17 protein-coding genes, 4 tRNA genes and 1 pseudogene are annotated in these 24,805 nt (G+C 58.7%); 20 read left to right on the top strand and 2 right to left on the bottom strand.

Annotated features, from left to right (window positions below):
• Positions 1–38 precede the first annotated feature (38 nt).
• Together G4G28_RS23415 and G4G28_RS23410 are read right to left on the bottom strand one after the other, a co-directional pair.
• Positions 39–509 (bottom strand): MASE1 domain-containing protein, encoded by a 471-nt coding sequence (locus G4G28_RS23415; RefSeq protein WP_183107877.1) that lies wholly within the window; start codon positions 507–509, stop codon positions 39–41.
• 150 nt (positions 510–659) lie between these two features.
• Positions 660–905 carry a hypothetical protein gene (locus G4G28_RS23410; protein WP_183107876.1) on the bottom strand — a complete coding sequence of 82 codons (246 nt, stop codon included), beginning with the start codon at positions 903–905 and terminating at the stop codon, positions 660–662.
• 207 nt (positions 906–1,112) lie between these two features.
• Between G4G28_RS23410 and G4G28_RS23405 the strand changes: the two genes are divergently transcribed.
• From G4G28_RS23405 to G4G28_RS23310, 20 genes and pseudogenes are all read left to right on the top strand, one after another.
• Positions 1,113–1,197: transfer RNA gene (locus tag G4G28_RS23405), tRNA-Tyr, on the top strand.
• Positions 1,198–1,235: 38 nt separating this feature from the next.
• Positions 1,236–1,309: transfer RNA gene (locus G4G28_RS23400), tRNA-Gly, on the top strand.
• A gap of 35 nt (positions 1,310–1,344) precedes the next feature.
• Positions 1,345–1,419, top strand: a tRNA-Thr gene (locus G4G28_RS23395).
• A gap of 80 nt (positions 1,420–1,499) precedes the next feature.
• Positions 1,500–2,690, top strand: a complete 1,191-nt coding sequence (tuf, locus tag G4G28_RS23390) for an elongation factor Tu (RefSeq protein ID WP_182990156.1) — start codon at positions 1,500–1,502, stop codon at positions 2,688–2,690.
• 130 nt (positions 2,691–2,820) lie between these two features.
• Positions 2,821–2,896 (top strand) — tRNA-Trp (locus G4G28_RS23385).
• A 36-nt stretch (positions 2,897–2,932) separates the two neighbouring features.
• Positions 2,933–3,322, top strand: coding sequence for a preprotein translocase subunit SecE (secE, locus tag G4G28_RS23380; protein WP_182990155.1), 390 nt, complete (start codon positions 2,933–2,935; stop codon positions 3,320–3,322).
• Entirely contained in the window at positions 3,322–3,963 is a 642-nt protein-coding gene (gene nusG, locus G4G28_RS23375) for a transcription termination/antitermination protein NusG (RefSeq protein ID WP_229425287.1), read from the top strand. The genes secE and nusG overlap by 1 nt, the downstream gene beginning before the upstream one ends.
• A gap of 111 nt (positions 3,964–4,074) precedes the next feature.
• Positions 4,075–4,506, top strand: coding sequence for a 50S ribosomal protein L11 (gene rplK / locus G4G28_RS23370; protein ID WP_182990154.1), 432 nt, complete (start codon positions 4,075–4,077; stop codon positions 4,504–4,506).
• On the top strand, positions 4,506–5,204 hold the full coding sequence (gene rplA / locus G4G28_RS23365; protein ID WP_182990153.1) for a 50S ribosomal protein L1: 699 nt from the start codon (positions 4,506–4,508) through the stop codon (positions 5,202–5,204). Before rplK ends, rplA begins: the two co-directional genes overlap by 1 nt.
• Positions 5,205–5,492: 288 nt before the next feature.
• Positions 5,493–6,023 carry a 50S ribosomal protein L10 gene (rplJ, locus tag G4G28_RS23360; protein WP_182990152.1) on the top strand — a complete coding sequence of 177 codons (531 nt, stop codon included), beginning with the start codon at positions 5,493–5,495 and terminating at the stop codon, positions 6,021–6,023.
• A 63-nt stretch (positions 6,024–6,086) separates the two neighbouring features.
• The gene (gene rplL / locus G4G28_RS23355; protein WP_182990151.1) at positions 6,087–6,461 is read left to right on the top strand and encodes a 50S ribosomal protein L7/L12; all 375 of its coding nucleotides are present in this window, start codon (positions 6,087–6,089) and stop codon (positions 6,459–6,461) included.
• Between the two features lie 298 nt (positions 6,462–6,759).
• On the top strand, positions 6,760–10,869 hold the full coding sequence (rpoB, locus tag G4G28_RS23350) for a DNA-directed RNA polymerase subunit beta (protein ID WP_182990150.1): 4,110 nt from the start codon (positions 6,760–6,762) through the stop codon (positions 10,867–10,869).
• A gap of 160 nt (positions 10,870–11,029) precedes the next feature.
• Positions 11,030–15,277: a DNA-directed RNA polymerase subunit beta' gene (rpoC, locus tag G4G28_RS23345; RefSeq protein ID WP_182990149.1), complete on the top strand. Its 4,248-nt coding sequence runs from the start codon at positions 11,030–11,032 to the stop codon at positions 15,275–15,277.
• A 187-nt stretch (positions 15,278–15,464) separates the two neighbouring features.
• A complete protein-coding gene (locus tag G4G28_RS23340; RefSeq protein ID WP_182990148.1) occupies positions 15,465–16,934 on the top strand; it encodes a metallophosphoesterase in 1,470 nt (489 codons plus the stop codon).
• A gap of 1 nt (position 16,935) precedes the next feature.
• A complete protein-coding gene (locus G4G28_RS23335; protein ID WP_182990147.1) occupies positions 16,936–19,266 on the top strand; it encodes an ATP-binding protein in 2,331 nt (776 codons plus the stop codon).
• 58 nt (positions 19,267–19,324) lie between these two features.
• Positions 19,325–19,714, top strand: a pseudogene (locus G4G28_RS23330) (hypothetical protein); the annotation flags it as partial.
• A gap of 190 nt (positions 19,715–19,904) precedes the next feature.
• Complete coding sequence (locus G4G28_RS23325; RefSeq protein ID WP_182990146.1) at positions 19,905–20,408, top strand: arsinothricin resistance N-acetyltransferase ArsN1 family B; 504 nt, start codon at positions 19,905–19,907, stop codon at positions 20,406–20,408.
• A 29-nt stretch (positions 20,409–20,437) separates the two neighbouring features.
• Positions 20,438–21,025: a cysteine hydrolase family protein gene (locus G4G28_RS23320; protein WP_182990145.1), complete on the top strand. Its 588-nt coding sequence runs from the start codon at positions 20,438–20,440 to the stop codon at positions 21,023–21,025.
• A gap of 79 nt (positions 21,026–21,104) precedes the next feature.
• Positions 21,105–21,815, top strand: coding sequence for an alpha/beta hydrolase (locus tag G4G28_RS23315; RefSeq protein ID WP_183107875.1), 711 nt, complete (start codon positions 21,105–21,107; stop codon positions 21,813–21,815).
• Positions 21,816–21,907: 92 nt separating this feature from the next.
• The gene (locus G4G28_RS23310; RefSeq protein WP_182990143.1) at positions 21,908–24,463 is read left to right on the top strand and encodes an EAL domain-containing protein; all 2,556 of its coding nucleotides are present in this window, start codon (positions 21,908–21,910) and stop codon (positions 24,461–24,463) included.
• Positions 24,464–24,805: the final 342 nt, after the last annotated feature.

Below are 24,805 nucleotides of genomic sequence, written 5' to 3'. Positions count from 1 at the left end.
GCCGGCGCGCTCGCCATCGAACACTGGTACCGCCCAGTTCACCCCCGGATCTCGACGCGGTGGTCGACGTAGCCGCCGGCGATGCGGATGAACTTGTCGCGGTCGAGGATGTGTTCGGTGTCGCCCAGCGTGCGCGCGAAGGTGCCGACAAAGCGCACGTGTTCGTTGAACTCGGCTTGCAGCATGTCGGCCGTCTGCTGGGCCTTCAGGCGGTAGGGCTGCAGGTGCTGCTGGTGCTCCCAGCCGAGCGCAAGCCGGTAGATGGCCACCACGGCGCCCGTGGTGATCAGGAGCGGCAGCGCGACCAGCGGCGCGCGCCGCCGCCACAGGCGCCGCGGCGAGCCGCTGATGATCCAGCACAGCGGCGCGAACAGCAGCACGCCGAGCGTATCGCCCGCCCACCAGGTAAACCAGAAGCGCAGCGGCGTTACCTTGTCGAACGCGTCCAGCGCATACAGTGTCGGTATCGAGATCGACGCGCTGGTCAGGCAGACCAGCGGGGTAAGCACCGGGGAAGGCGACGACGTCGCGTCCCGTGTCGATCCACGGGCGCATGTGGCGGCGGAACTGGTCCGCCCCCAGCCAGGCCTGCAGCGAAGCGCCCAGCATGCCCGTCAGCGTGGCAATGGTCACGCCCGCGGCGGAGAGGGCGGGATTGTTCAGGTGCAGGGGAAAGGCGGCCAGCGCCGCGCCGATGGCCACCGCTGGCAGCACGCGCATGCCCCGGCGGCGGCCAGAACCAGGCCGACGCCCGCGGGCGGGAACAAGGGCAGTGCATAGCCGGCGGGCAGGGCCAGCAGATTGTTGAGCAACCGCATGCCGAGATACACGGCAATAATCGACACGCTGGCCGCGAGCACGTGGGTGCGCGTCCAGTGAGGATAAAGCGGCGCCTTGTTATCCATGGGTGGAAGTATTTACATGGCCGAAACCGTACAGTACCGCAGGGCGCGCCAGCGCAGCGCACCGCTCGCAAAACAGCCCTTGCAGTTTTGTTCTCCCCCCGGTTACAATCACGCCCCGAAGCAACGCTGCTATTGAGCCAGGCCAGGAAGGTTGGCAAAAATAGTTGACAGCATGTTGAGCTTGCTTCATACTCTGCGGTTCTTCGCGGTGGGGTGGCCGAGTGGTTAAAGGCAGCAGACTGTAAATCTGCCCTCTCTGAGTACGCTGGTTCGAATCCAGCCCCCACCACCAAATGAAGAAGTCGTGAAGTCGAATTGAAGTTGTGCCTCGCGGGTGTAGCTCAATGGTAGAGCAGAAGCCTTCCAAGCTTACGACGAGGGTTCGATTCCCTTCACCCGCTCCAGTACTGTGTCCGCAATCTGTGCGGCGCAAACATCAGCCCTTGTAGCTCAGTGGTAGAGCACTCCCTTGGTAAGGGAGAGGCCACGTGTTCAATCCACGTCAAGGGCACCAGAATTTAAGCTAAGCGGCAGTCCGTAGTACTCGTCCGTCAGGTGTGCCTGTAATTCTCAAAAAATCGTTAGGAGTCTCAAATGGCAAAAGGTAAATTCGAACGGACCAAGCCGCACGTCAACGTCGGCACCATCGGTCACGTTGACCACGGCAAAACCACCCTGACGGCTGCAATCGCAACCGTTCTGTCGAAGAAGTTCGGCGGCGAAGCCAAGGCATACGACCAGATCGATGCGGCTCCGGAAGAGAAGGCACGTGGTATTACCATCAACACCGCGCACGTCGAATACGAAACCGCGAATCGTCACTACGCGCACGTCGACTGCCCAGGCCACGCCGACTACATCAAGAACATGATTACCGGTGCTGCCCAGATGGACGGCGCGATCCTGGTGTGCTCGGCCGCTGACGGCCCGATGCCACAGACCCGCGAGCACATCCTGCTGGCGCGTCAGGTTGGCGTTCCTTACATCATCGTGTTCCTGAACAAGTGCGACCTGGTCGACGACGCGGAACTGCTGGAACTGGTCGAAATGGAAGTGCGTGAGCTCCTCTCGAAGTACGAGTTCCCAGGCGACGACCTGCCAATCATCAAGGGTTCGGCACGTATGGCGCTGGAAGGCCAGCCAGGCGAACTGGGCGAAGATTGCATCGTCAAGCTCGCTGAAGCCCTGGACACCTACATCCCGACGCCAGAGCGCGCAGTCGACGGCGCCTTCCTGATGCCAGTCGAAGACGTGTTCTCGATCTCGGGTCGCGGTACTGTCGTCACCGGTCGTGTCGAGCGCGGCATCATCAAGGTCGGCGAAGAAATCGAAATCGTCGGCATCATCGATACCGTCAAGACCACCTGCACCGGCGTGGAAATGTTCCGCAAGCTGCTGGATCAAGGTCAAGCTGGCGACAACGTCGGCCTGCTGCTGCGCGGTACCAAGCGTGAAGACGTCCAGCGTGGTCAGGTTCTGGCAAAGCCAGGCTCGATCAAGCCGCACAACCACTTCACCGGCGAGATCTACGTTCTGTCGAAAGATGAAGGCGGCCGTCACACCCCGTTCTTCAACAACTACCGTCCGCAGTTCTACTTCCGTACCACCGACGTGACCGGCTCGATCGAGCTGCCAGCGGACAAGGAAATGGTCATGCCAGGCGACAACGTGTCGATCACCGTCAAGCTGATCAACCCGATCGCGATGGAAGAAGGCCTGCGCTTCGCAATCCGCGAAGGCGGCCGTACCGTCGGCGCCGGCGTCGTTGCCAAGATCATTGCCTAAGCAATAAGTAGTCTGTAGTAAGTAGTAAGCAAGACCTTCCGGGGAGGGAAATTGATTTCCTTCCCCAGAAAAAACATTCCCACCATGCGCGCGCATGGTGTAGAATGCGCGATTCAGCTGAAGTCTTCGTAGGGGTGTAGCTCAATTGGCAGAGCGTCGGTCTCCAAAACCGAAGGTCGCGGGTTCGATTCCCTCCGCCCCTGCCACCGAATTCTGGTGCGCAGCACCGAAAGTAAAGAAGAATGTCTAATCAATCCGTGCAAACCGTTAGCACCTCGAATGACAAGTTTAAGGTGATCCTGGCGGTGGTAGCCGCGATTGCAGGCGTCATCGGGTTCTTTTACCTGAAGGGCCAAAACAAACCAGCCTTGGTCGCCGCCGGCGCCCTCGTGGCTGGTTTAGTTTTTGCCGTCCTGCTTTTGTCGACCGCCGCCACCGGCCGCGATTTCCTGAATTTCGCCAAAGAGTCCGTTCGCGAAACCAAGAAAGTCGTCTGGCCAACCGGCAAGGAAGCACGCACGATCACCATGATCGTCTTCGCCTTTGTCGTCGTGATGGCGATTTTCCTGTGGGGCACGGATAAGCTGTTGGAATTCCTGTTGTACGACGTGATCCTGAAATGGAAGCAATGATGAACGATAACGTAGACAACGCGGCCGGCGAATCGGTGCCGGGCGACACCCCGGCGCAAGACGCTGGTGCCGCACCGGCGGCCGGCGCCCCGGTGAGTGTCCCGGTCAGCAACAAGCGCTGGTACGTCGTTCATGTCTACTCGGGCATGGAAAAGAGCGTCATGCGTGCGCTCACCGAGCGCATCGAGCGCGCCGGCATGCAAGAGCAGTTCGGCCAGATCCTGGTGCCGACCGAAGAAGTCGTGGAAGTCAAGAATGGCAGCAAATCGGTTACCGAGCGCCGCTTCTTCCCTGGCTACGTCCTGGTCGAGATGGAAATGACCGACGAGACCTGGCACCTGGTCAAGAACACGAGCAAGGTCACCGGCTTCATCGGCGGCAAATCGAACAAGCCAACCCCAATCCCCGCGCGCGAGATCGACAAGATCATGCAGCAGGTCCAGGAAGGCGTCGAGAAGCCACGGCCGAAAGTGCTGTACGAAGTGGGCGAGCAAGTCCGCATCAAGGAAGGCCCGTTCACCGACTTCAACGGCAATGTCGAGGAAGTCAACTACGAAAAATCGAAGGTGCGTGTCACTGTCACCATCTTCGGCCGCGCAACTCCGGTGGAACTGGAGTTCGGGCAGGTAGAGAAAGTCTAAACGCTGAAATCGGAGCGTCGCAGCAGCTAGGCGGAATCCGGTAAGAGGAGCCCCGCCGAGCGAGTAGTCGCGGTGGGGCGCTACTACTCAATGCCAATCTAGGAGCCATTCATGGCAAAGAAAATTATTGGCTTTATCAAGCTGCAAGTCCCAGCTGGTAAGGCAAACCCATCCCCACCGATCGGTCCTGCACTCGGTCAGCGCGGCCTGAACATCATGGAATTCTGCAAGGCGTTCAACGCCCAGACCCAGGGTGTCGAGCCAGGCATGCCGATCCCGGTCGTGATCACCGCGTTCGCCGACAAGTCCTTCACCTTCGTGATGAAGACCCCACCGGCAACCTACCTGATCAAGAAAGCCGCTGGCATCACCAAGGGTTCGCCGAAGCCACATACCGACAAGGTTGGCACGCTGACCCGTGCCCAGGCTGAAGAAATCGCAAAAACCAAGCAGCCGGACCTGACCGCCGCCGACATGGACGCCGCAGTGCGTATCATCGCCGGCTCGGCACGTTCGATGGGCATCACGGTAGAGGGTGTGTAATGGCTAAGATCTCCAAGCGCGTCAAAGAAATGAAAGCGAAAGTCGACCGTAACAAGGTCTACGCCTTCGACAACGCAGTGTCGATCGTCAAGGAATTCGCAACCGCCAAGTTCAACGAGTCGATCGATGTCGCCGTTCAGCTGGGCGTGGATCCGAAGAAATCGGACCAGGTCGTTCGTGGTTCGGTCGTCCTGCCAGCAGGCACCGGCAAGACCGTGCGCGTCGCCGTGTTCGCTTCGGGCGACAAGGCCGAGGCTGCTAAAGCCGCCGGCGCCGACATCGTCGGTATGGAAGACCTGGCAGAGATGGTCAAAGCGGGCAACATGCCGTTCGACGTCGTCATCGCCTCGCCTGACACCATGCGTATCGTCGGTACCCTGGGCCAGATCCTGGGCCCACGTGGCCTGATGCCTAACCCGAAAGTCGGCACCGTCACCCCTGACGTCGCTGGCGCGGTGAAGAACGCCAAAGCCGGTCAGGTCCAGTACCGTACCGACAAGGCAGGTATCGTCCACGCGACCATCGGCCGCAAGTCGTTCAGCGATGAGCAACTGAAGTCGAACCTGAGCGCCCTGATCGAAGCACTGAACAAGGCCAAGCCGGCCACCTCGAAGGGCGTGTACCTGCGCAAGGTCGCGATCTCGTCGACCATGGGCGCTGGCGTCCGTGTCGATCACGCTTCGATCGCCGCTGCTTAATTTAGTAGCTGAGCAATAACAGAATCAAGTCCCCGCAAAGCATCAGCGGGGCGCATCTTTGGGCTGTCGGAGCATGAACACCGCTCCGGCAGGCAATCAAAGACCGTTGGGCCGAATGCAGCAGGCAGGCAGGAGGTTAATAGGCCACCCAACGCAGATGGTGTACCCGAACAAGTTTTGTAGTCCATGCTGCGTGAATTCATCCGCGTTAGTTTGACTTCTTAACTTCGGACGCCGTGTTCGAACCGATGCAAACGCTTTTGTTTGCATTAATTAAGGAGATTGACCGTGGGTCTTAATCTGAATGACAAAAAGGCCGTCGTCGAAGAAGTGAGCGCGAAAGTAGCATCCGCGCAAACGATCGTCGTGGCCGAGTACCGTGGCATCCAGGTTAGTCACTTGACCAAGCTCCGTGCATCCGCACGTGCCCAGGGTGTGTACCTGCGTGTTCTGAAGAACACGCTGGCGCGCCGCTCTGTCGAAGGCACGCAGTTTGCCCCGCTGGCTGACGCCATGACCGGTCCGCTGATCTACTCGATCTCGGACGACGCCGTTGCAGCAGCGAAAGTCATCAATGACTTCGCCAAAACCAACGACAAGCTGGTCGTGAAAGCCGGTAACTACGCAGGTAAGCAGCTCGACGTAGCTGGCGTTACCGCGTTGGCAAGCATTCCGTCGCGTGAAGTCCTCATCTCGCAGCTGTTGGGCGTGATGCTGGCTCCTGTGTCGGGCTTTGCACGTGGCCTGGCTGCACTGGCAGCGAAAAAAGGCGAAGGTTCGGAAGCTGCTCCTGCAGCCGAAGAAACCGCTGCAGCGTAAGCGCAGCCTTTTTTCTCAAGTAACTAATCTGTACTACAAACACAAATACATCTGGAGTTTCAAATGGCAATTAGCAAAGACGATATCCTGAACGCAGTGAGCGAAATGTCCGTCATGGACCTGAACGACCTGGTCAAGGCATTCGAAGAGAAGTTCGGCGTGTCGGCAGCTGCAATGGCAGCACCGGCAGCTGGCGGCGGCGCTGCTGCAGCAGCTGTCGAAGAGCAGACCGAATTCAACGTCGTTCTGACCGAAGTCGGCGCAAACAAGGTCGGCGTCATCAAAGCCGTCCGCGAAATCACCGGCCTGGGCCTGAAGGAAGCCAAAGACGTCGTCGACGGCGCTCCGAAGACCGTGAAAGAAGCCATGCCGAAGGCCGACGCAGAAGCAGCCAAGAAAAAGCTGGAAGATGCTGGCGCGAAAGCAGATCTGAAGTAATCAAAAGCAAAGGGCGCCATCGCGGCGCCCTGAGCCGGAGTCAAAGCTTGCAAACCCCTGCCGGAAGGCGGGGGCTGCGGCTTTGGCTCTTTTGTCGTCCCTGCGACAAATATGCGCCGTCAATACGCGCAGTCGTTCGTCAGTTCGGCAGCATCGTAACACCGCAATAAATCGTAACACAGCAGTAGCTTGTCCTTTTCATCTGGCAGAACAGCAAGAGACTTGAGGCCTTGTATGTGGTCGTTCCACCACTGGCAATCCCTGAATTCTCATCCTTTCTGTCACTCACGGAGTGTCCATGCACTACTCATTTACTGAGAAGAAACGCATTCGCAAGTCGTTCGCGAAGCGCGCCAACGTTCACAACGTTCCATATCTTCTGGCTACCCAGCTTGAATCCTACGAGAATTTCCTGCAAGCGGACGGCGTGCCGTCGGCACGCAAGAACGAAGGCCTGCAATCGGCATTCACCTCGATTTTCCCGATCGTGTCGCACAACGGCTTCGCGCGTCTGGAATTCCTGTCCTACGTGCTGGGCGACCCCGCGTTTGACGTCAAGGAATGCCAGCAGCGCGGCCTGACCTTTGCCTCGCCACTGCGCGCCAAAGTGCGCCTGGTGATCCTGGACAAGGAATCGCCGACCAAGCCGGTCGTCAAGGAAATGAAGGAACAGGAAGTGTACATGGGCGAATTGCCGCTCATGACCGCCAACGGTTCGTTCGTCATCAACGGCACCGAGCGCGTGATCGTCTCGCAGCTGCACCGCTCGCCAGGCGTGTTCTTCGAGCACGACCGCGGCAAGACGCACTCGTCGGGCAAACTGCTGTTCTCGGCTCGCATCATCCCTTACCGTGGCTCGTGGCTGGACTTCGAGTTCGATCCGAAGGACATCCTGTTCTTCCGCGTCGACCGCCGCCGCAAGATGCCGGTGACGATCCTGCTGAAGGCCATCGGCATGACGCCGGAACAGATCCTGGCGAACTTCTTCGTGTTCGACAACTTCACCCTGCGCTCGGAAGGCGGGGAAATCGAATTCGTGTCCGAGCGACTGCGCGGCGAAGTCGCGCGCTTCGACATCGTCGATCCGAAGACCGGCAAGACCATCGTGACGAAGGACAAGCGCATCAATGCCAAGCATGTGCGCGACATCGAAGCGGCCGGCATCAAGTCGATCTCGGTGCCGGAAGACTACCTGATCGGCCGTATCCTGGCCCGCAACATCGTTGACGCGGACACCGGCGAAATCATCGCCAACGCCAACGACGAGCTGACCGACGAGCTGCTGGGCAAACTGCGCGACGCCAACGTCGACGCCATCCAGACCCTGTACACGAACGACCTGGACCAGGGCGGCTACATCTCGCAGACCCTGCGCACCGACGACACCGCCGACCAGATGGCCGCGCGCGTGGCGATCTACCGCATGATGCGTCCTGGCGAACCGCCAACCGAAGAGTCGGTCGAAGCCCTGTTCAACGGCCTGTTCTACAGCCCTGAGCGCTACGACCTGTCGGCTGTCGGCCGCATGAAGTTCAACCGCCGTATCGGCCGCGACGAACTCGTCGGCGCGATGACGCTGTCGAACGACGACATCCTGGCCGTGATCAAGATCCTGGTCGAGCTGCGCAATGGCCGCGGCGAAGTCGACGATATCGATCACCTGGGTAACCGCCGCGTGCGTTGCGTGGGCGAACTGGCCGAAAACCAGTTCCGCGCAGGCCTCGTCCGCGTCGAGCGCGCAGTGAAAGAGCGCCTCGGCCAGGCCGAAGCGGACAACCTGATGCCGCACGATTTGATCAATTCGAAGCCCATCTCTGCGGCTATCCGCGAATTCTTCGGTTCGTCGCAGCTGTCGCAGTTCATGGACCAAACTAACCCGCTGTCGGAAATCACGCACAAGCGTCGTGTTTCCGCACTGGGACCGGGCGGCCTGACCCGCGAACGCGCCGGCTTCGAGGTGCGCGACGTGCACCCGACCCACTACGGCCGCGTCTGCCCGATCGAAACGCCTGAAGGCCCGAACATCGGCCTGATCAACTCGCTGGCCCTGTACGCCCGCCTGAACGAATACGGCTTCCTGGAAACCCCGTACCGCAAGGTCGAAGGTTCGAAGGTCACCGACAAGATCGATTACCTGTCCGCCATCGAAGAAGGTCGCTACATCATCGCCCAGGCGAATGCGGCGATCAACGAAGAAGGCCAGCTGGTCGACGAACTGGTCTCGGCACGTGAAGCAGGCGAAACCATCCTGGTGTCGCCAGAGCGCATCCAGTACATGGACGTCGCTCCTGGCCAGATCGTTTCGGTCGCAGCTTCGCTGATTCCGTTCCTCGAGCACGATGACGCGAACCGTGCACTGATGGGCGCCAACATGCAGCGTCAGGCCGTTCCCTGCCTGCGTCCTGAAAAGGCGCTGGTCGGTACCGGTATCGAGCGCACTGTCGCCGTCGACTCGGGCACCACCGTGCAAGCGGTGCGTGGCGGCGTGGTCGACTACATCGATGCGGGCCGCGTGGTTATCCGCGTCAACGACGACGAGGCGCAAGCCGGCGAAGTCGGTGTGGATATCTACAACCTGATCAAGTACACCCGTTCGAACCAGAACACCAACATCAACCAGCGTCCGATCGTGCAGGTTGGCGACCGCGTTGCCCGTGGCGACGTGATTGCCGACGGCGCATCGACCGACCTGGGCGAGCTGGCCCTGGGCCAGAACATGCTGGTCGCGTTCATGCCGTGGAACGGCCTGAACTTCGAAGATTCGATCCTGATCTCGGAGAACGTCGTCAAGGACGACCGCTACACCTCGATCCACATCGAAGAGCTGTCGGTTGTCGCCCGCGACACCAAGCTCGGTGCGGAAGAGATCACGCGCGACATCTCGAACCTGGCCGAGAACCAGCTGGCCCGTCTGGATGAGTCCGGCATCGTCTACATCGGCGCGGAAGTGACCGCCGGCGACGTGCTGGTCGGTAAAGTCACGCCGAAGGGCGAGACGCAATTGACGCCGGAAGAAAAGCTGCTGCGCGCGATCTTCGGCGAAAAAGCATCCGACGTGAAAGACACCTCGCTGCGCGTGCCTTCGGGCATGGTCGGCACCGTCATCGACGTGCAAGTGTTCACCCGCGAAGGCATCCAGCGCGACAAGCGCGCCCAGCAGATCATCGACGATGAACTCAAGCGCTTCCGCCTCGACCTGAACGACCAGATGCGTATCGTGGAGGGCGATGCCTTCCAGCGTCTGGAGCGCATGCTGGTCGGTAAAGTGGTCAACGGTGGTCCGAAGAAGCTGGCGAAGGGCGCGGTCATCACGTCCGAATACCTGGCTGACCTGGACAAGTTCCACTGGTTCGACATCCGCCCGGCCGACGACGAGACCGCCAACGCACTGGAAGCGATCAAGGAGTCGATCAACGAGAAGCGCCACCAGTACGACCTGGCCTTCGAAGAGAAGCGCAAGAAGCTGACGCAAGGCGACGAGCTGCAGCCTGGCGTGCAGAAGATGGTCAAGGTCTACCTGGCCGTCAAGCGCCGCCTGCAGTCGGGCGACAAGATGGCAGGCCGCCACGGTAACAAGGGTGTGGTCTCGCGTATTGTGCCAGTGGAAGACATGCCGTTCATGGCGGACGGCACCCCAGCCGACGTCGTGCTGAACCCGCTGGGCGTTCCGTCGCGTATGAACGTCGGCCAGATCCTCGAAACCCACCTCGGTTGGGCGGCGAAGGGCCTGGGCCTGCGTATCGGCGAAATGCTGCAGCGTCAGTCGGCGGTCGAAGAAGTCCGTGGTTTCCTGGGCCAGATTTACAACGAAACTGGCAAGAAGGAAGACATCGACGCCTTCAGCGATGGCGAAATCATGGCCCTGGCGGGTAACCTCAAGAAGGGCGTGCCGTTCGCGACGCCGGTCTTCGATGGCGCCCACGAGTCGGAAATCCATCGCATGCTGGACCTGGCTTTCCCGGACGAGATCGCGGCCCACCTGGGCATGACCCCGTCGAAGAACCAGGTCACCATGTACGACGGCCGCACCGGCGAAGCTTTCGAGCGCAAGGTGACGGTTGGCTACATGCACATGCTCAAGCTGCACCACCTGGTCGACGACAAGATGCACGCGCGTTCGACCGGTCCTTACTCGCTGGTGACGCAGCAGCCGCTGGGCGGTAAAGCCCAGTTCGGTGGCCAGCGCTTCGGTGAGATGGAGGTGTGGGCACTGGAAGCGTACGGCGCATCGTACGTGCTGCAGGAAATGCTGACTGTGAAGTCGGATGACGTGAATGGCCGTACCAAAGTGTACGAAAACCTGGTCAAAGGCGACCATGTGATCGACGCTGGCATGCCTGAATCGTTCAACGTGCTGGTCAAGGAAATCCGCTCGCTGGGTATCGATATCGACCTCGAGCGTAACTAAGAAGCAGAAGGAAGGAGCAGGGCACACGAAAAATGTGCCTTGCTTTCCGGGTAGGAGTCCCAAAGTACTCCTATCCGCCTTTCGAAATGCCGCTTGGTTTGGGCTGCAATTTCGACAATTGCAACCCGAAATAGAAATTTAGTCACCTCTGGAGTGATACATGAAAGCACTGCTCGATCTATTCAAGCAAGTACAGCAAAATGAGAGTTTCGACGCCATCAAGATTGGCCTGGCGTCGCCCGAAAAAATTCGTTCGTGGTCGTTCGGTGAAGTCAAGAAGCCCGAGACCATCAACTACCGTACCTTCAAGCCGGAGCGTGACGGCCTGTTCTGCGCCAAGATCTTTGGCCCGATCAAGGATTACGAATGCCTGTGCGGTAAATACAAGCGCCTGAAGCACCGCGGCGTCATTTGCGAAAAGTGCGGCGTCGAAGTCACGCTGGCCAAGGTGCGCCGTGAGCGCATGGGCCACATCGAACTGGCTTCGCCAACCGCGCACATCTGGTTCCTGAAGTCGCTGCCGTCGCGCCTGGGCATGGTCCTGGACATGACGCTGCGCGATATCGAACGCGTGTTGTACTTCGAAGCATATGTGGTCACCGATCCTGGCATGACCCCGCTGAAGAAGTGCCAGATCATGTCGGAAGACGATTACGCCGCCAAGTACGAAGAGTACGGCGACGACTTCACCGCCTACATGGGCGCCGAAGGTATCCGTGAACTGCTGCGCTCGATCGACATCCACCGCGATGCCGAAGCCCTGCGCGTGGAACTGAAGGAATCGAAGTCCGAAGCGAAGATCAAGAAATACGCCAAGCGCCTGAAAGTGCTCGAGGCGTTCCAGCGTTCGGGCATCAAGCCCGAGTGGATGATCATGGAAGTGCTCCCGGTCCTGCCGCCGGAGCTGCGTCCGCTCGTCCCTCTGGATGGCGGCCGTTTCGCGACCTCCGACCTGAACGACCTGTATCGCCGCGTCATCAACCGTAATAACCGCCTGAAGCGCCTGATGGAACTGCGCGCTCCGGAAATCATTACGCGTAACGAAAAGCGCATGCTGCAGGAAGCAGTGGACTCGCTGCTGGACAACGGCCGTCGCGGCAAAGCGATGACCGGTGCCAACAAGCGTCCGCTGAAGTCGCTGGCTGAAATGATCAAGGGTAAGGGCGGCCGTTTCCGTCAGAACCTGCTGGGCAAGCGGGTCGACTACTCGGGCCGTTCGGTCATCGTGGTCGGTCCGCAGCTGAAACTGCACCAGTGCGGCCTGCCGAAGCTGATGGCCCTGGAACTGTTCAAGCCCTTCATCTTCAACAAGCTCGAACTGATGGGTCTGGCGACGACCATCAAGGCGGCGAAGAAGCTGGTCGAAATCCAGGAGCCGGTGGTCTGGGACATCCTCGAAGATGTCATCAAGGAACACCCGGTCATGCTGAACCGTGCACCAACCCTGCACCGTCTCGGTATCCAGGCGTTCGAGCCGGTCCTGATCGAAGGTAAAGCCATCCAGCTGCACCCGCTGGTCTGCGCGGCGTTCAACGCCGACTTCGACGGTGACCAGATGGCTGTCCACGTGCCGCTGTCGATCGAAGCGCAGATGGAAGCGCGTACCCTGATGCTGGCGTCGAACAACATCCTGTTCCCGTCGAACGGCGAGCCGTCGATCGTGCCGTCGCAGGATATCGTGCTGGGTCTGTACTACGCCACCCGCGAGGCGATCAACGCCAAGGGCGAGGGCATGCTGTTCCCTGACGTGTCGGAAGTCATCCGTGCCTACGACAACAAGGAAGTGGAACTGGCAACCCGCATCACCGTGCGTATCGTGGAATTCCCACGCGTAGCCGGCAGCGACGAGTTCGAGCGCACCGTCACCCGTTACGAGACCACCGTCGGCCGTGCGATCCTGTCGGAAATCCTGCCGAAGGGCCTGCCATTCAGCGTGCTGAACCGCGCCCTGAAGAAGAAGGAAATCTCGAAGCTGATCAACACGTCGTTCCGCAAGTGCGGCCTGCGCGCCACCGTCGTGTTCGCCGACAAGCTGATGCAGTCCGGCTTCCGCCTGGCAACGCGCGCCGGTATCTCGATCGCCGTCGACGACATGATGATCCCGGACGTCAAGAAGGGCATGATCGCGACCGCCGAAGCGGAAGTGAAGCAGATCGAGCAGCAGTACAGCTCGGGTCTGGTCACCGCCGGCGAGCGTTACAACAAGGTCGTCGACATCTGGGGCAAGACCTCCGATGAAGTCGGCAAGGCGATGATGGACCAGCTGAAAGTCGAGCCGGTCACCCGTCGTGACGGTACCCAGGGCACCCAGGAATCGTTCAACGCGATTTACATGATGGCCGACTCGGGCGCCCGTGGTTCGGCAGCCCAGATTCGCCAGCTGGCGGGTATGCGTGGCCTGATGGCGAAACCGGACGGTTCGATTATCGAAACGCCGATCACCGCGAACTTCCGCGAAGGCCTGAACGTGTTGCAGTACTTCATCTCGACGCACGGCGCCCGTAAGGGTCTGGCCGATACGGCGCTGAAGACCGCGAACTCGGGTTACCTGACCCGCCGCCTGGTCGACGTGACCCAGGATCTGGTCGTGATCGAGGACGATTGCGGCACGACCAACGGCACGCACATGAAGGCGATGGTCGAAGGTGGTGAAGTCATCGAAGCCCTGCGCGACCGTATCCTCGGCCGCGTGACCGGTACCGATGTCGTCAATCCTGAAACCCAGGAAACCGTGTACCCGGCCGGCACGCTGCTGGACGAAGACATGGTCGAAGACATCGAGCGCCTCGGCATCGACGAAGTCAAGGTCCGTACCCCGCTGAACTGCGACACGCGCTACGGCCTGTGCGCCATGTGCTACGGCCGTGACCTCGGCCGCGGCATGCTGGTCAACAGCGGCGAAGCAGTCGGTGTGGTTGCTGCACAGTCGATCGGTGAGCCGGGTACCCAGCTGACCATGCGTACCTTCCACATCGGTGGTGCGGCATCGCGTGCGGCAGTGGCCTCGTCGGTCGAAGCCAAGTCGAACGGCACGGTCCGCTTCACCGCGACCATGCGTTATGTCACCAACGGCAAGGGTTCGCAGATCGTCATCTCGCGTTCGGGCGAAGTCCTGATCACGGACGACCATGGCCGCGAGCGTGAGCGCCACAAGGTGCCGTACGGCGCGACCCTGATCGTCAAGGACGGCCAGGTCGTGAAAGCCGGTACCGCCTTGGCAACCTGGGATCCGCTGACCCGTCCGATCATTACCGAGTACGCCGGTACGATCCGCTTCGAGAACGTGGAAGAGGGCGTCACCGTCGCTCGCCAGGTCGACGAAGTGACCGGTCTGTCGACCCTGGTCGCGATCGATCCGAAGCGCCGTGGTTCCGCAGGCAAGGTGCTGCGTCCGCAGGTGAAACTGCTGAACGAGGAGAACCAGGAAGTCAAGATCGCCGGCACCGAACACGCCGTGACGATCGGTTTCCAGGTCGGCGCGCTGATCATGGTCAAGGATGGCCAGTCGGTGTCGGTGGGTGAAGTGCTGGCACGTATCCCGACCGAATCGCAGAAGACCCGTGACATTACCGGTGGTCTGCCGCGCGTTGCCGAACTGTTCGAAGCACGTTCGCCGAAAGACGCGGGCATGCTGGCGGAAGTCACCGGTACCGTCGCCTTCGGTAAGGAAACCAAGGGCAAGCAGCGTCTGGAAATCACGGACATGGACGGCAACAAGCACGAGTTCCTGATCACCAAGGACAAGCAAGTGCTGGTCCACGATGGTCAAGTCGTGAACAAGGGCGAGATGATCGTCGATGGTCCGGCCGACCCGCAGGACATCCTGCGCCTGCTGGGTATCGAAGCGCTGGCACGTTACATCGTCGACGAAGTGCAGGACGTCTACCGTCTGCAGGGCGTCAAGATCAACGACAAGCACATCGAAGTCATCGTGCGCCAGATGCTGCGCCGCGTGCAGATCGTGGAAGCTGGCGACACCGACTACATCGTCGGCGAGCAGGTCGAGCGTTCGGAGCTGCTGGAAGAGAACGACCGTATGGAAGCGGCAGGCAAACTGCCGGCAACCTACGAAAACGTGCTGCTGGGTATTACCAAGGCATCGCTGTCGACCGACTCCTTCATCTCGGCCGCATCGTTCCAGGAAACCACCCGCGTGCTGACCGAAGCGGCGATCATGGGCAAGCGCGACGGTCTGCGCGGCCTGAAGGAAAACGTCATCGTCGGCCGCCTGATTCCTGGCGGTACCGGTCTGGCATTCCACCGCGCCAAGAAAGAGAAGGAAGTGTGGGAGGCGGAAGAGCGCCAGGCACTGCTGCAGCAGGAAAAGGCCAACATGGCTGCCGAGCTGCAGGCGATGGAAGACCAGGCTCAGGCGCAGACCACTGAGCATCACGGCGACGGCGAGTAATTGCTGAAACCTTGGCCTTAATTGGCTGAGCAGGACGGCACCTTCGGGTGCCGTTTTTTTTCGTCCATTCGCTAGCGAAACGTAAAATACAAGCTAGCAAAAGGTTTGTTGACAATTAGGAAAGGAGTCAGTAAGCTCGGAAAAATTTCAAAATTACAGCAAGACCTATCTTAATAAGAAGGCACCCATGGTAACGATCCTACATATATCCGATTTACACCGTTCCAATAATGAACCTATCAACAACGATACGTTGTTATCTTCCTTACTTGCGGATCGAGATCGATATCTTATCGAGACCCCTAAAATCCCAACGCCGAGCTTTGCAGTTGTTAGTGGAGATATTATCCAAGGGGTGCGGCTAGGGCAGCAGAATTTTACTGAAGAGCTCGAGCGACAATACGAAGTGGCGACTGATTTTCTTATCAGGCTCGCTGATCTATTTTTCGACGGGGACCGTAGCCGTATCGCGATTGTTCCCGGAAACCACGACGTGTGCTGGAACACAGCAAGAGCGAGTATGACGGAATTGCCTCCCGATGATGAGCCGAAAAAAATCGGACCGCATCTGTTTAGCTCAAGTAGCCCATATCGGTGGAGTTGGAGCGAAAGGAAAATATATAAAATATCCGCTCCAGAAATCTACGAAAAGAGATTGGCGCCTTACTGTAAATTTATTGAAGCGTTCTACAGTGGCGTTGAAATGGCACACCCTATCGATCCCAAAAAACCCCTTAATTTCTATGAATTTGATGGGGGCCGGATACTTCTCACTGCGTTCAACTCAGTCCACGGAAATGATTGCTACTGCAACCATGGCGCCATTCAGGCTGGAGCGATTGGAAATTGTTCGCTGAAAATCAGGAATATGCCTCGGCAGCCAATCCTCAAAATTTCAACGTGGCATCATAGTCTTCAAGGCCCACCCCAACGCGACGACTATATGGACACGTCTACAGTGCACGAGATGATCGGTGCAGGATTTCAACTGGGATTGCACGGACATCAACACCAAGCAGATGCCTCTGCATACAACATCCACTTGCCGGAAGAGCAGTCCATGGCGATTATAAGTGCCGGTTCATTATGCGCCGGCGCAGCAGAGCTGCCCCGCGGAACCAATCGACAATATAACCTTATCACGATTTCAAGCGACTATAGTACCGCCCAGATACACGTCCGAGAGATGTCGCAAGGTAATCAGTTTGGACGTTGCCGGCAAGGATTGTTTGGGCCGGACGGATTTGTTGAGATGAAAATAGCAGACGAAAATCTTGACAGTGCAATTCACTCCGAAAAAATTGCGCGTTTCTCGCAACAAACCATTCTCTGCGCGGAAGATGCTCTGAAAAGCGGCCATCCTGAAATAGCTTTCTCGCTGCTGAGTGAGACGGAGCGAGAGAATGGAACCCACGCGAGACGGCTATATTTGGAAGCGGCTAAGGAGCTCGAAAAATGGAGTGAGATAATTTCCTTTCTTAGTCCGGCCACTACTATGGATGAGTTTTTGCTTACATTGCAGGCCCACGAACATTTAGGAAACCTTGGCGAAGCCGTTAGCCTACTTGCGTTAAGTGCAGCTAACTTTGGGATCGATAGCGCAACCATTGCGGAACTAGCAAGCCGTATTCAACTTCGTCAAGCATTGGGGAAATAATATGTCAACTCAACTGATTTCTTTTCACGTAGATACCAAACGGGTACTCGAAGTTCTGGCGAAACAAATTTATCAGTCTCCGTTAGCATTACTGCGTGAAAATACGCAGAACGCCTACGATGCGATTTTGCTAAGGCGCCAGCGCGACCCAAATTTCGAACCCAAGATTGAAATTACGGTTACTCCAGAATTTATTACCGTTAGTGATAACGGTATCGGGATGTCCTTTGACGAGATTCGGAAAAATTTCTGGCAGGCTGGCAGTAGTAGTAAGAACAATGAGGAAGCGCGACGTGCTGGTGTTGTTGGTACCTTTGGTATCGGTGCTATGGCGAATTTTGGCATAGCGGACGTTCTCGAAGTGGAGTCGGAAAGTGTAGTTACTGGCGAAAGAACGAAGTGTATAGCGCATCTGGAGAATTTGAAATTCAATCAGGATTGCATCGAGACGGAGCAGCTTTCACCTGTTGGGTTTCCAGGTACGAGAGTAAAGGCGCGAATAATATCGCAAAATCAGGTCTCAGAGGTCGAGGCAAAAAGGTATGTAGCTGAGTTTGTATCGTTACTGTCGATCGACGTCTTCCTTAACGGCGAGCTCTTAAGCCGTCAATCAACGGAGAGATTTCTCCCACGTTTCAGCGGTGTAGCACGCGAAGTGCTTCTTGCGGCAACGATCAGCTCAAGATTAGTAGCGGATGTTGTCTTCGAGATAACGCAAAATGCAGACATATCGATTGTTCTCACTGAGCTAATTTGGATGGGCATACCGCTGCAGGGGCAATTATCCCTACGAAGCGGTAATCCGGCACTTAGAACGTTTAGAAGCGGATTTGGTCTCGCTACGGTGTCCGTAGGATCCACATATCAGTTCGGTGGAATTGCTGACATGCTAAATTTCCAACCTACGGCAGGAAGGGAAGCGCTAACAACGGACAGTATGCAGTTGCTTCAAACGATAGTATCCGATGTTGATGTGTTCGCGTCCATAGCTCTTTCAAAGCGTCCCGAGGCTGACTCAAGCACTCCCTTCATGCAATGGGTTGCCTCCCATAGAAGGTTTGATTTGTGCGGCAACTTGAGAATTTTGCTTCAGCCTGGCGATAGAACTAATCTTAGCGAGATAATAAAGTTGACTGAAAAAGTTCCTCTTCCTGTGTATGGGGGGAGTGACCAATCAGTTATTACCAGCTATTCGAGCGAAGACCGCCCGCTTTTGCTCTTGGCTCGAAGTAATCCTCGCCGACAATGCGAGCAGGGTTTTCTCGCCGCCTATTGCAAGACATCAGACGTTTCAGATGCGCCACTTGTTGAGCGACTTTCCGCACGCAATCAATGGTCATCTGCACAGAGTGCCTTGGCGTTTCGAATTGAAAATGTGCTGGAAGCTGACTATTTCTTAAATGCGGAAGTGCGCTTCGGATTGATTTCGCACGGTCTAGCTCTATTGGTAGAGCGGTCGGGAGAAAATAAGACAACCATTACCTTGCATCAAGCTGGCCCAACGATATTAACAATTTTGGGCCTGTACGATCACCAGTATTCCGCCTTTGGAAGCATGGTTAAAGATTTTGTGCGGACCGCAATTTTCCCAAAGGTGGCAGAATACGTTCCAAGCAGTACCCGACAGGGGGCTGAGGCGTTCTTACGTGCTATCAAAAAGCCGCGAGATGTCTTTGAATACGAGGATACTGATACATCCAATTTATCAGCGATATGGCTTGATTATACGGAAGGGAAAATATCTTTAACGGAAGCAGTTACGATGTCCAAAGAGAATGTACGGAATTCTGTACAAATCGTGGAGTCGAGCAGTGCTGCTCAGGTACGTGACGTCGTCCCTGACTTAATCGCAAACGAAGAAACGTTCCGAAACGAAGGTGCGGAGCCAGAGCAGTATTCCTTCGATGCTGCCCCGGCTATAACGAGGACAGAGCAGAAGAGCAGTGCAAAACTGCTAGTCATCTCCGACGATATGCCAGCACTGCGCGGTTATCGGTGCTTTATTGCTCTTACCGAAAAAGCGCGTAATGACATGGGGGATTTTTTCTTGCAGCCTCATAAAACATCTGTTGTTTGGGGTGGTCAGAAGGCTTTATTTATTTTCCTGCACCATTCCGGGCAAGTCGGCTTATATTATGATCTTCAGACAAACGGAACGATCGCTTCAGATTCTGGTGGACGTGCATATCCAACTTGCACAATAGTTTTGAAGGACCGCATTTACATCCCGGTTCCAAATGAGATAATGACGAGTTTCGTGCCCGTAGCGGGTGAGCGGAAGCGCTTTGAGATACGATGTGATTTATTGCGGGTTGAGTCCGAGGAAGAGTAAGAGTTCCGGTTAGAGCAAAGTCATACGGCAAGTGGGTCGCACAGTTAGGATATTCGGTTCGCCGAAAGACGCGGGCATGCTGGCCGAAGTCACCGGTACGGTTGCCTTCGGTAAGGAACCGAAGGGCAAGCAGCGTCTGGAAATTGCGGACATGAACGGCAACAAGCACGAGTTCCGGATCACCAAGGACAAGCAAGTGCTGGTCCACGATGGTCACGTCGTGAATAACGGCGAGAGGATCGTCGATGGTCCGGGCTCGGCGCCCCGCCGATCGCAGGACATCCTGCGTCTGCTGGGTATCGAAGCGCTGGCCCGTTACATCGTCGACGAGGTGCAGGACGTCTACCGTCTGCAGGGCGTGAAGATCAACGACAAGCACATCGAAGTGATTGTTTGTCAGATGCTGCGCCTCGTGCAGATATTCACGGCGACGCGGAGTAATCTGCTCAGCTGCTAAGGTTTTGCTAACGAAAACGGCACCCCGAGGGGGGCCGTTTTTTTCGTCCGTCCTATGCAAGACCGCTGGCAGCGCTTGTAAATACAAATTCATCCTTCCCGTATAGAAACTCACAGACGTTCACGCTACTATGTACTCAGCAGTTGCCGAACAAGCACTCTTTCCACCGGATCGCACTACGATGACACCACAACGCATCATCCGCCCCGCTCGTGCTCTCGACGCCGCCGCGATCTGCGGCATCTATAACCACTACGTTGCGCACACGGCCATCAGTTTCGAAGAAGATCCCGTCTCCAGCGCCGACATGGCGCAGCGTATCCGTGACGTCGACGCCGCGGACCTTCCTTGGCTGGTACTGATCGAAAGCGACCACCTGATCGGCTATGCCTACGCCACCAAATGGCGCGCCCGCCCCGCTTACCGCTATTCGGTGGAAAGCTCGGTCTATCTGGACCCCGCACATCATGGCCAGGGGGCCGGCCGCATGTTGTACGAAGCGCTGCTGGAAGAATTGCGGGCACGCGACCTGCACCTGGTCATCGGCGGCATCGCCCAGCCGAACGAGGCCAGCGTCGCCCTGCACGAACGCCTCGGCTTTCGCAAGGTGGCGCACTTCAGCGAAGTGGGCATGAAGTTCGGCCAGTGGCGCGATGTCGGCTACTGGCAGCTGCAACTCGACTAATCCACCATCGGCCCCGACGACAAGCACATATGAACACACTTCCATGCCTCATCATCATCGACATGCAGAAGGGCATGGCCAGCGCCAAGGCCGGCGTGCGCAATAACCCGGCGGCGGAGCACAACATCGGCCAGCTGCTGCGGGCCTGGCGCGGCGCCGGCGGCTCAGTCGTGCATGTGCGCCATATCTCGCGCTCGCCCACGTCACCGTTTGCGCCCGGCCAGCCCGGCGTGGAGTTCCAGGATGCGCTGCTGCCGCTGGCGGACGAGCACGTGGTCGAAAAGAATGTGCCGGACGCCTTCATCAACACGGGGCTGGAGCGCTGGCTACGCGTGCGCGACCTGCGCGAGCTCGTCCTGGTCGGCGTCAGCACGAACAATTCGGTCGAATGCAGCGCGCGTACGGCCGGCAACCTCGGCTTCGATACCACGGTCGTGTCCGACGCCAGCTTTGCCTTTGCCCTGCGCGATTACGCTGGCGTGCAGCGCACGGCCGAGGAAGTGCACGCGATGGCGCTGGCCAACCTCGACGGCGAATACGCAACGATCAAGGACACGCGCACCCTGCTCGAGCAGGCCGCCGCGCTGCGCTACCGGGCAGGACCGTTCGGCCGCTAGGCTGCGATCATCGTAGGCGTATCTTGCGCCACCTGCCGCCGCCAGCTCCTAGACTAGTCCTCACGTCACGGAGGGCAGCATGAACGAACTGGGTCACTTGCAAGTCGGGCTACCCGACCCTGGCGCGCGCCTGCCTGCGGACGCGCCGACGGGCCTGCAGAAGCTCGACATCGGCAGCCGGCGCGACAGTTATCTCTATGTGCCCAGGGACTATACGGCGCAGCAGCCGCTGCCGCTCGTGCTGCTGCTGCACGGCGCAGGCGGCCACGCCCACGACGGCCTGCACATCCTGCTGCACCTGGCCGACCAGGCCGGCCTGATCCTGCTGGCGCCGGCCTCGCATGCCTCCACCTGGGACATCATCGCGCGCCGCGGCTATGGCCAGGACCTGGCCCTGGTCGACCGCGCCCTCGCGTTTGCCTTTGCCCACTACGCGGTTGACTCGGAGCGGCTGGGCATCGGCGGCTTTTCAGATGGCGCCTCGTACGCGCTGACGCTGGGCCTGGCCAACGGCGAACTGTTCACCCACGTGCTGGCGTTTTCTCCCGGCTTTATCGGTCCGATGGCCCAGCGGGGCGCACCCGAGGTGTTCATTTCCCACGGCGACGCGGACCGGGTGCTGCCCATCGACCATTGCGGCCGCACGATTGCGCGCCGACTGGACGCGGCCGGATACGGTCTTGTGTACCAGGAGTTTCACGGCGGGCATTTCATTCCGTCCGATATCGCCAGCCAGTCGGTCGACTGGTTCCTTGGAACAAACCAGCCCTCAGGCGCACAACTCGGTTGATCGAGAAAAGCATCGCAAGATAAATTGTGCGACCATGCAAGCGCATGCATGCGCATTGCATACATTGCATACATCGCGTTCCAGCCCACGTCATGACCGATTCCGGCACCCATGCTGGTGTTCACAGGCGGCAGACCGCCAGTGCAGGCACGCCCATCGACGACGATGGCGTGTCCGTCGACTGGAAAGCGTTGGACAGTAGCCAGGAGCCGCTGCTCTATCGTCTGGCGGCCGAAAGCGCTGGCATCGGCACCTGGAACATGGATCTGGCCGTGCAAACAGTCGACCTGTGCCGGCTCATGGCCAGCATGCTCGGCTTCCCGCCAAAACGGCTCCGACAACAGCTTTCCGAGTGGGAAAGCCATATCCACCCGGACGACCTTCCCGCAGTCAGGGAAGCGCTCGGCGTATCCATCGCCACCAGAGAGCCATTCAGCCTGGAACATCGCATGCTCCGGCATGACGGGCGCGTTCTCTGGCTGCTGACGCGCGGCAGGTTTGTCGAAGCAGGGGACGGAACGCGAGGACGCCTGATCGGTGCCTGTCTGGACATCGGGGACAGGAAAATGGCCGAGGAAGCTGCCCGCGCCAGCGAACAACGCTATCACCTGCTCGCCGAGCACAGCCCGGATGGGATAGTGGTCGCGGAGGACTGGTGGGTCCTGTATGCGAATCCGGCGGCAGCGCGTCTTTTCGGCACGCTTCAGGCCAGCGATCTCATCGGCCGATCCTCAGCCGATTTCTTCGACGCCGCCACCGTCGACCTGTTCCGGTATACCGTTGCCTGCGCATTGGAGGGCGACGCCGCCGCTGCGCCCGCCACCCTGGGTGCGCGCCGCCTGGATGGATCGACGGTGTTCGTCGAACTCAGTGCCGGCAGAATCCACTGGGAGAGCAGGCCTGCCGTGCAGGTACTCATCCGGGACGTCACCGAGCGCAAGCATATTCAGGATCAAATGACCCTGATGCACGAGCGGCTGAAATTCGCCGTGGAAGGCACGGGCGACGGTATCTGGGACTGGGATATCGTCAACGACACCTTCACTTTTTCCGGCAAGCTCAAGCAGATCTTCGGCTGGGAGCCAAGCGACCCGATCGACGGCAAGGTTGACTGGAGCGTTTTCATCCATCCCGACGACCTGCCCCGTGCCACAGCAGCGCTGCACGCATGCGTCAAAGGCCAGACGCCGATCTACGAGTGCGAGTATCGGTTGGCCACCAAGCAGGGCGGGTGGAAATGGGTACTGTCGCGCGGCGTCATCGTTGCCCGAAACGCGCTCGGCAAGCCGGTCGCCATCGTCGGCACCACCTCGGATATTTCGGCGCGCAAGGAAGCGGAGGAGCAGGCCTGGCGCCACGCCCACATGGACACGCTGACGGGCCTGCCCAACCGCCGCCTGCTGCGCGACAGGCTGGACGGGGAAATCCGCAAGGCGCAGCGCTCGCACGAGACGCTGGCCCTGCTGTTCATCGATCTGGATGGCTTCAAACAGGTCAATGACCTGCTCGGGCACGATGCCGGCGACCTGTTGTTAAGAGAAGTTGCCCGCCGGCTGCAGGGCAGCGTGCGCGACTGCGACATCGTTGCACGCTTCGGCGGAGATGAATTCACCGTCGTGCTCACGGGCCTGCACGAGGCGGCTCACATCGAATTCGTGTGCGAGAAAATCCTGCTCGGCCTGGCCCGTCCTTTCACACTTGGAAATGAAAAAGCGTATGTGACCGCGAGTATCGGCATCGCCGTCAGCCCCTTCGATGCCGGCGCCGCCGACGAATTGATGCGCAAGGCCGACCAGGCGATGTACGCCGCCAAGCAGGGCGGCAAGAACCAGTTCAGCTATTTCACCCGGGAGATGGACGAGCGCGCCCATGCACGCCTGCACCTGTCGTACGAACTGCGGCATGCCATCGACAAGAACCAGCTGTCGCTGAGCTATCAGCCCGTCATCGACCTGCATTCCGGGATGATCGCCGAAGCGGAAGCCCTCGTGCGCTGGAAGCACCCGCTGCTGGGGGATGTCGCGCCGTCGCTGTTCGTGCCGATCGCCGAAGAATGTGGCTTGATCAATGCGATCGGCAACTGGGTCTTCCACCAGGCGGTAGCCTGCTCCAGGCGCAGCAGCGAGCAGGCAAATAAACTGATTCCGATCGGTATCAACAAATCGCCCTTGCAGTTCATCCGCCAGGACGAGGATTCCGACTGGCTGCACTACCTGGAGCGCATGGGCATGCCGGCCGGCAGCATTATTGTCGAGATCACCGAGGGCTTGCTGCTGCATCCCTCGTCGAATGTAAACAAGACCTTGATGCAGTATGCCGAATCGGGCATACGCCTGGCAATCGATGACTTCGGCACCGGGTACTCGTCCATGTCCTACCTGCATAAATTCCATATCGACTATTTAAAAATCGACCAGTCGTTCGTGCATGACATCGAATCCAATTCCAGCCACCGCACGATCGCGGAAACCATCATCCTCATGGCGCACCGCCTGGGGCTGCAGGTCATTGCCGAGGGCATCGAAACGCACGAGCAGCTCGACATCCTGGCGCAGGCGAGCTGCGATTACGGCCAGGGATACTATTTTTCGAAGCCGGTACCGGAAGCGCAATTGCTGGACATGTTGCCGCGACAGTTCATCCACTAGCTTCGAGGAATCCGGCGCGGCGCCCAAGCCATGCAGCGTACGGGTTAAGATGGATGGCATTGCCACTTTCCTTCGCCCATGCAAGCACACGCATTCGATACCGACGGCTTTGCCGTGTTTCCCCGCGTCCTGGCGCACGCCGACTGCGACCGGCTGCTGGCGCACGCCGTCGGCCTCGATCCGGCCTCGACCGGATCGCGCTGCCTGTTGCAGCACGCCTGGTGCCGCGACCTGGTGGCCGGGCTCGGCACGCATCCCGCACTGGCGGACGTCCTGCCGCGTGAGCACCTCGCCGTGCAGTGCACCTATTTCGAGAAATCGCAGGCACGCAACTGGCTCGTT

This window comes from Massilia sp. Dwa41.01b (genome assembly GCF_014171775.1).
Classification (GTDB): domain Bacteria; phylum Pseudomonadota; class Gammaproteobacteria; order Burkholderiales; family Burkholderiaceae_D; genus Telluria.
This window is presented reverse-complemented; position numbering and strand designations above follow the sequence as displayed.

Bases quoted from the DNA above. Each gene is read 5' to 3' on its own strand.
- rpoC (WP_182990149.1), top strand. From the start codon at position 11,030: ATGAAAGCACTGCTCGATCTATTCAAGCAAGTACAGCAAAATGAGAGT.
- G4G28_RS23320 (WP_182990145.1), top strand. From the start codon at position 20,438: ATGAACACACTTCCATGCCTCATCATCATCGACATGCAGAAGGGCATG.
- rplA (WP_182990153.1), top strand. From the start codon at position 4,506: ATGGCTAAGATCTCCAAGCGCGTCAAAGAAATGAAAGCGAAAGTCGAC.
- tuf (WP_182990156.1), top strand. From the start codon at position 1,500: ATGGCAAAAGGTAAATTCGAACGGACCAAGCCGCACGTCAACGTCGGC.
- G4G28_RS23340 (WP_182990148.1), top strand. From the start codon at position 15,465: ATGGTAACGATCCTACATATATCCGATTTACACCGTTCCAATAATGAA.
- rpoB (WP_182990150.1), top strand. From the start codon at position 6,760: ATGCACTACTCATTTACTGAGAAGAAACGCATTCGCAAGTCGTTCGCG.
- nusG (WP_229425287.1), top strand. From the start codon at position 3,322: ATGAACGATAACGTAGACAACGCGGCCGGCGAATCGGTGCCGGGCGAC.
- G4G28_RS23325 (WP_182990146.1), top strand. From the start codon at position 19,905: ATGACACCACAACGCATCATCCGCCCCGCTCGTGCTCTCGACGCCGCC.
- G4G28_RS23310 (WP_182990143.1), top strand. From the start codon at position 21,908: ATGACCGATTCCGGCACCCATGCTGGTGTTCACAGGCGGCAGACCGCC.
- G4G28_RS23335 (WP_182990147.1), top strand. From the start codon at position 16,936: ATGTCAACTCAACTGATTTCTTTTCACGTAGATACCAAACGGGTACTC.
- rplK (WP_182990154.1), top strand. From the start codon at position 4,075: ATGGCAAAGAAAATTATTGGCTTTATCAAGCTGCAAGTCCCAGCTGGT.
- rplL (WP_182990151.1), top strand. From the start codon at position 6,087: ATGGCAATTAGCAAAGACGATATCCTGAACGCAGTGAGCGAAATGTCC.
- secE (WP_182990155.1), top strand. From the start codon at position 2,933: ATGTCTAATCAATCCGTGCAAACCGTTAGCACCTCGAATGACAAGTTT.
- G4G28_RS23315 (WP_183107875.1), top strand. From the start codon at position 21,105: ATGAACGAACTGGGTCACTTGCAAGTCGGGCTACCCGACCCTGGCGCG.
- G4G28_RS23410 (WP_183107876.1), bottom strand. From the start codon at position 905: ATGGATAACAAGGCGCCGCTTTATCCTCACTGGACGCGCACCCACGTG.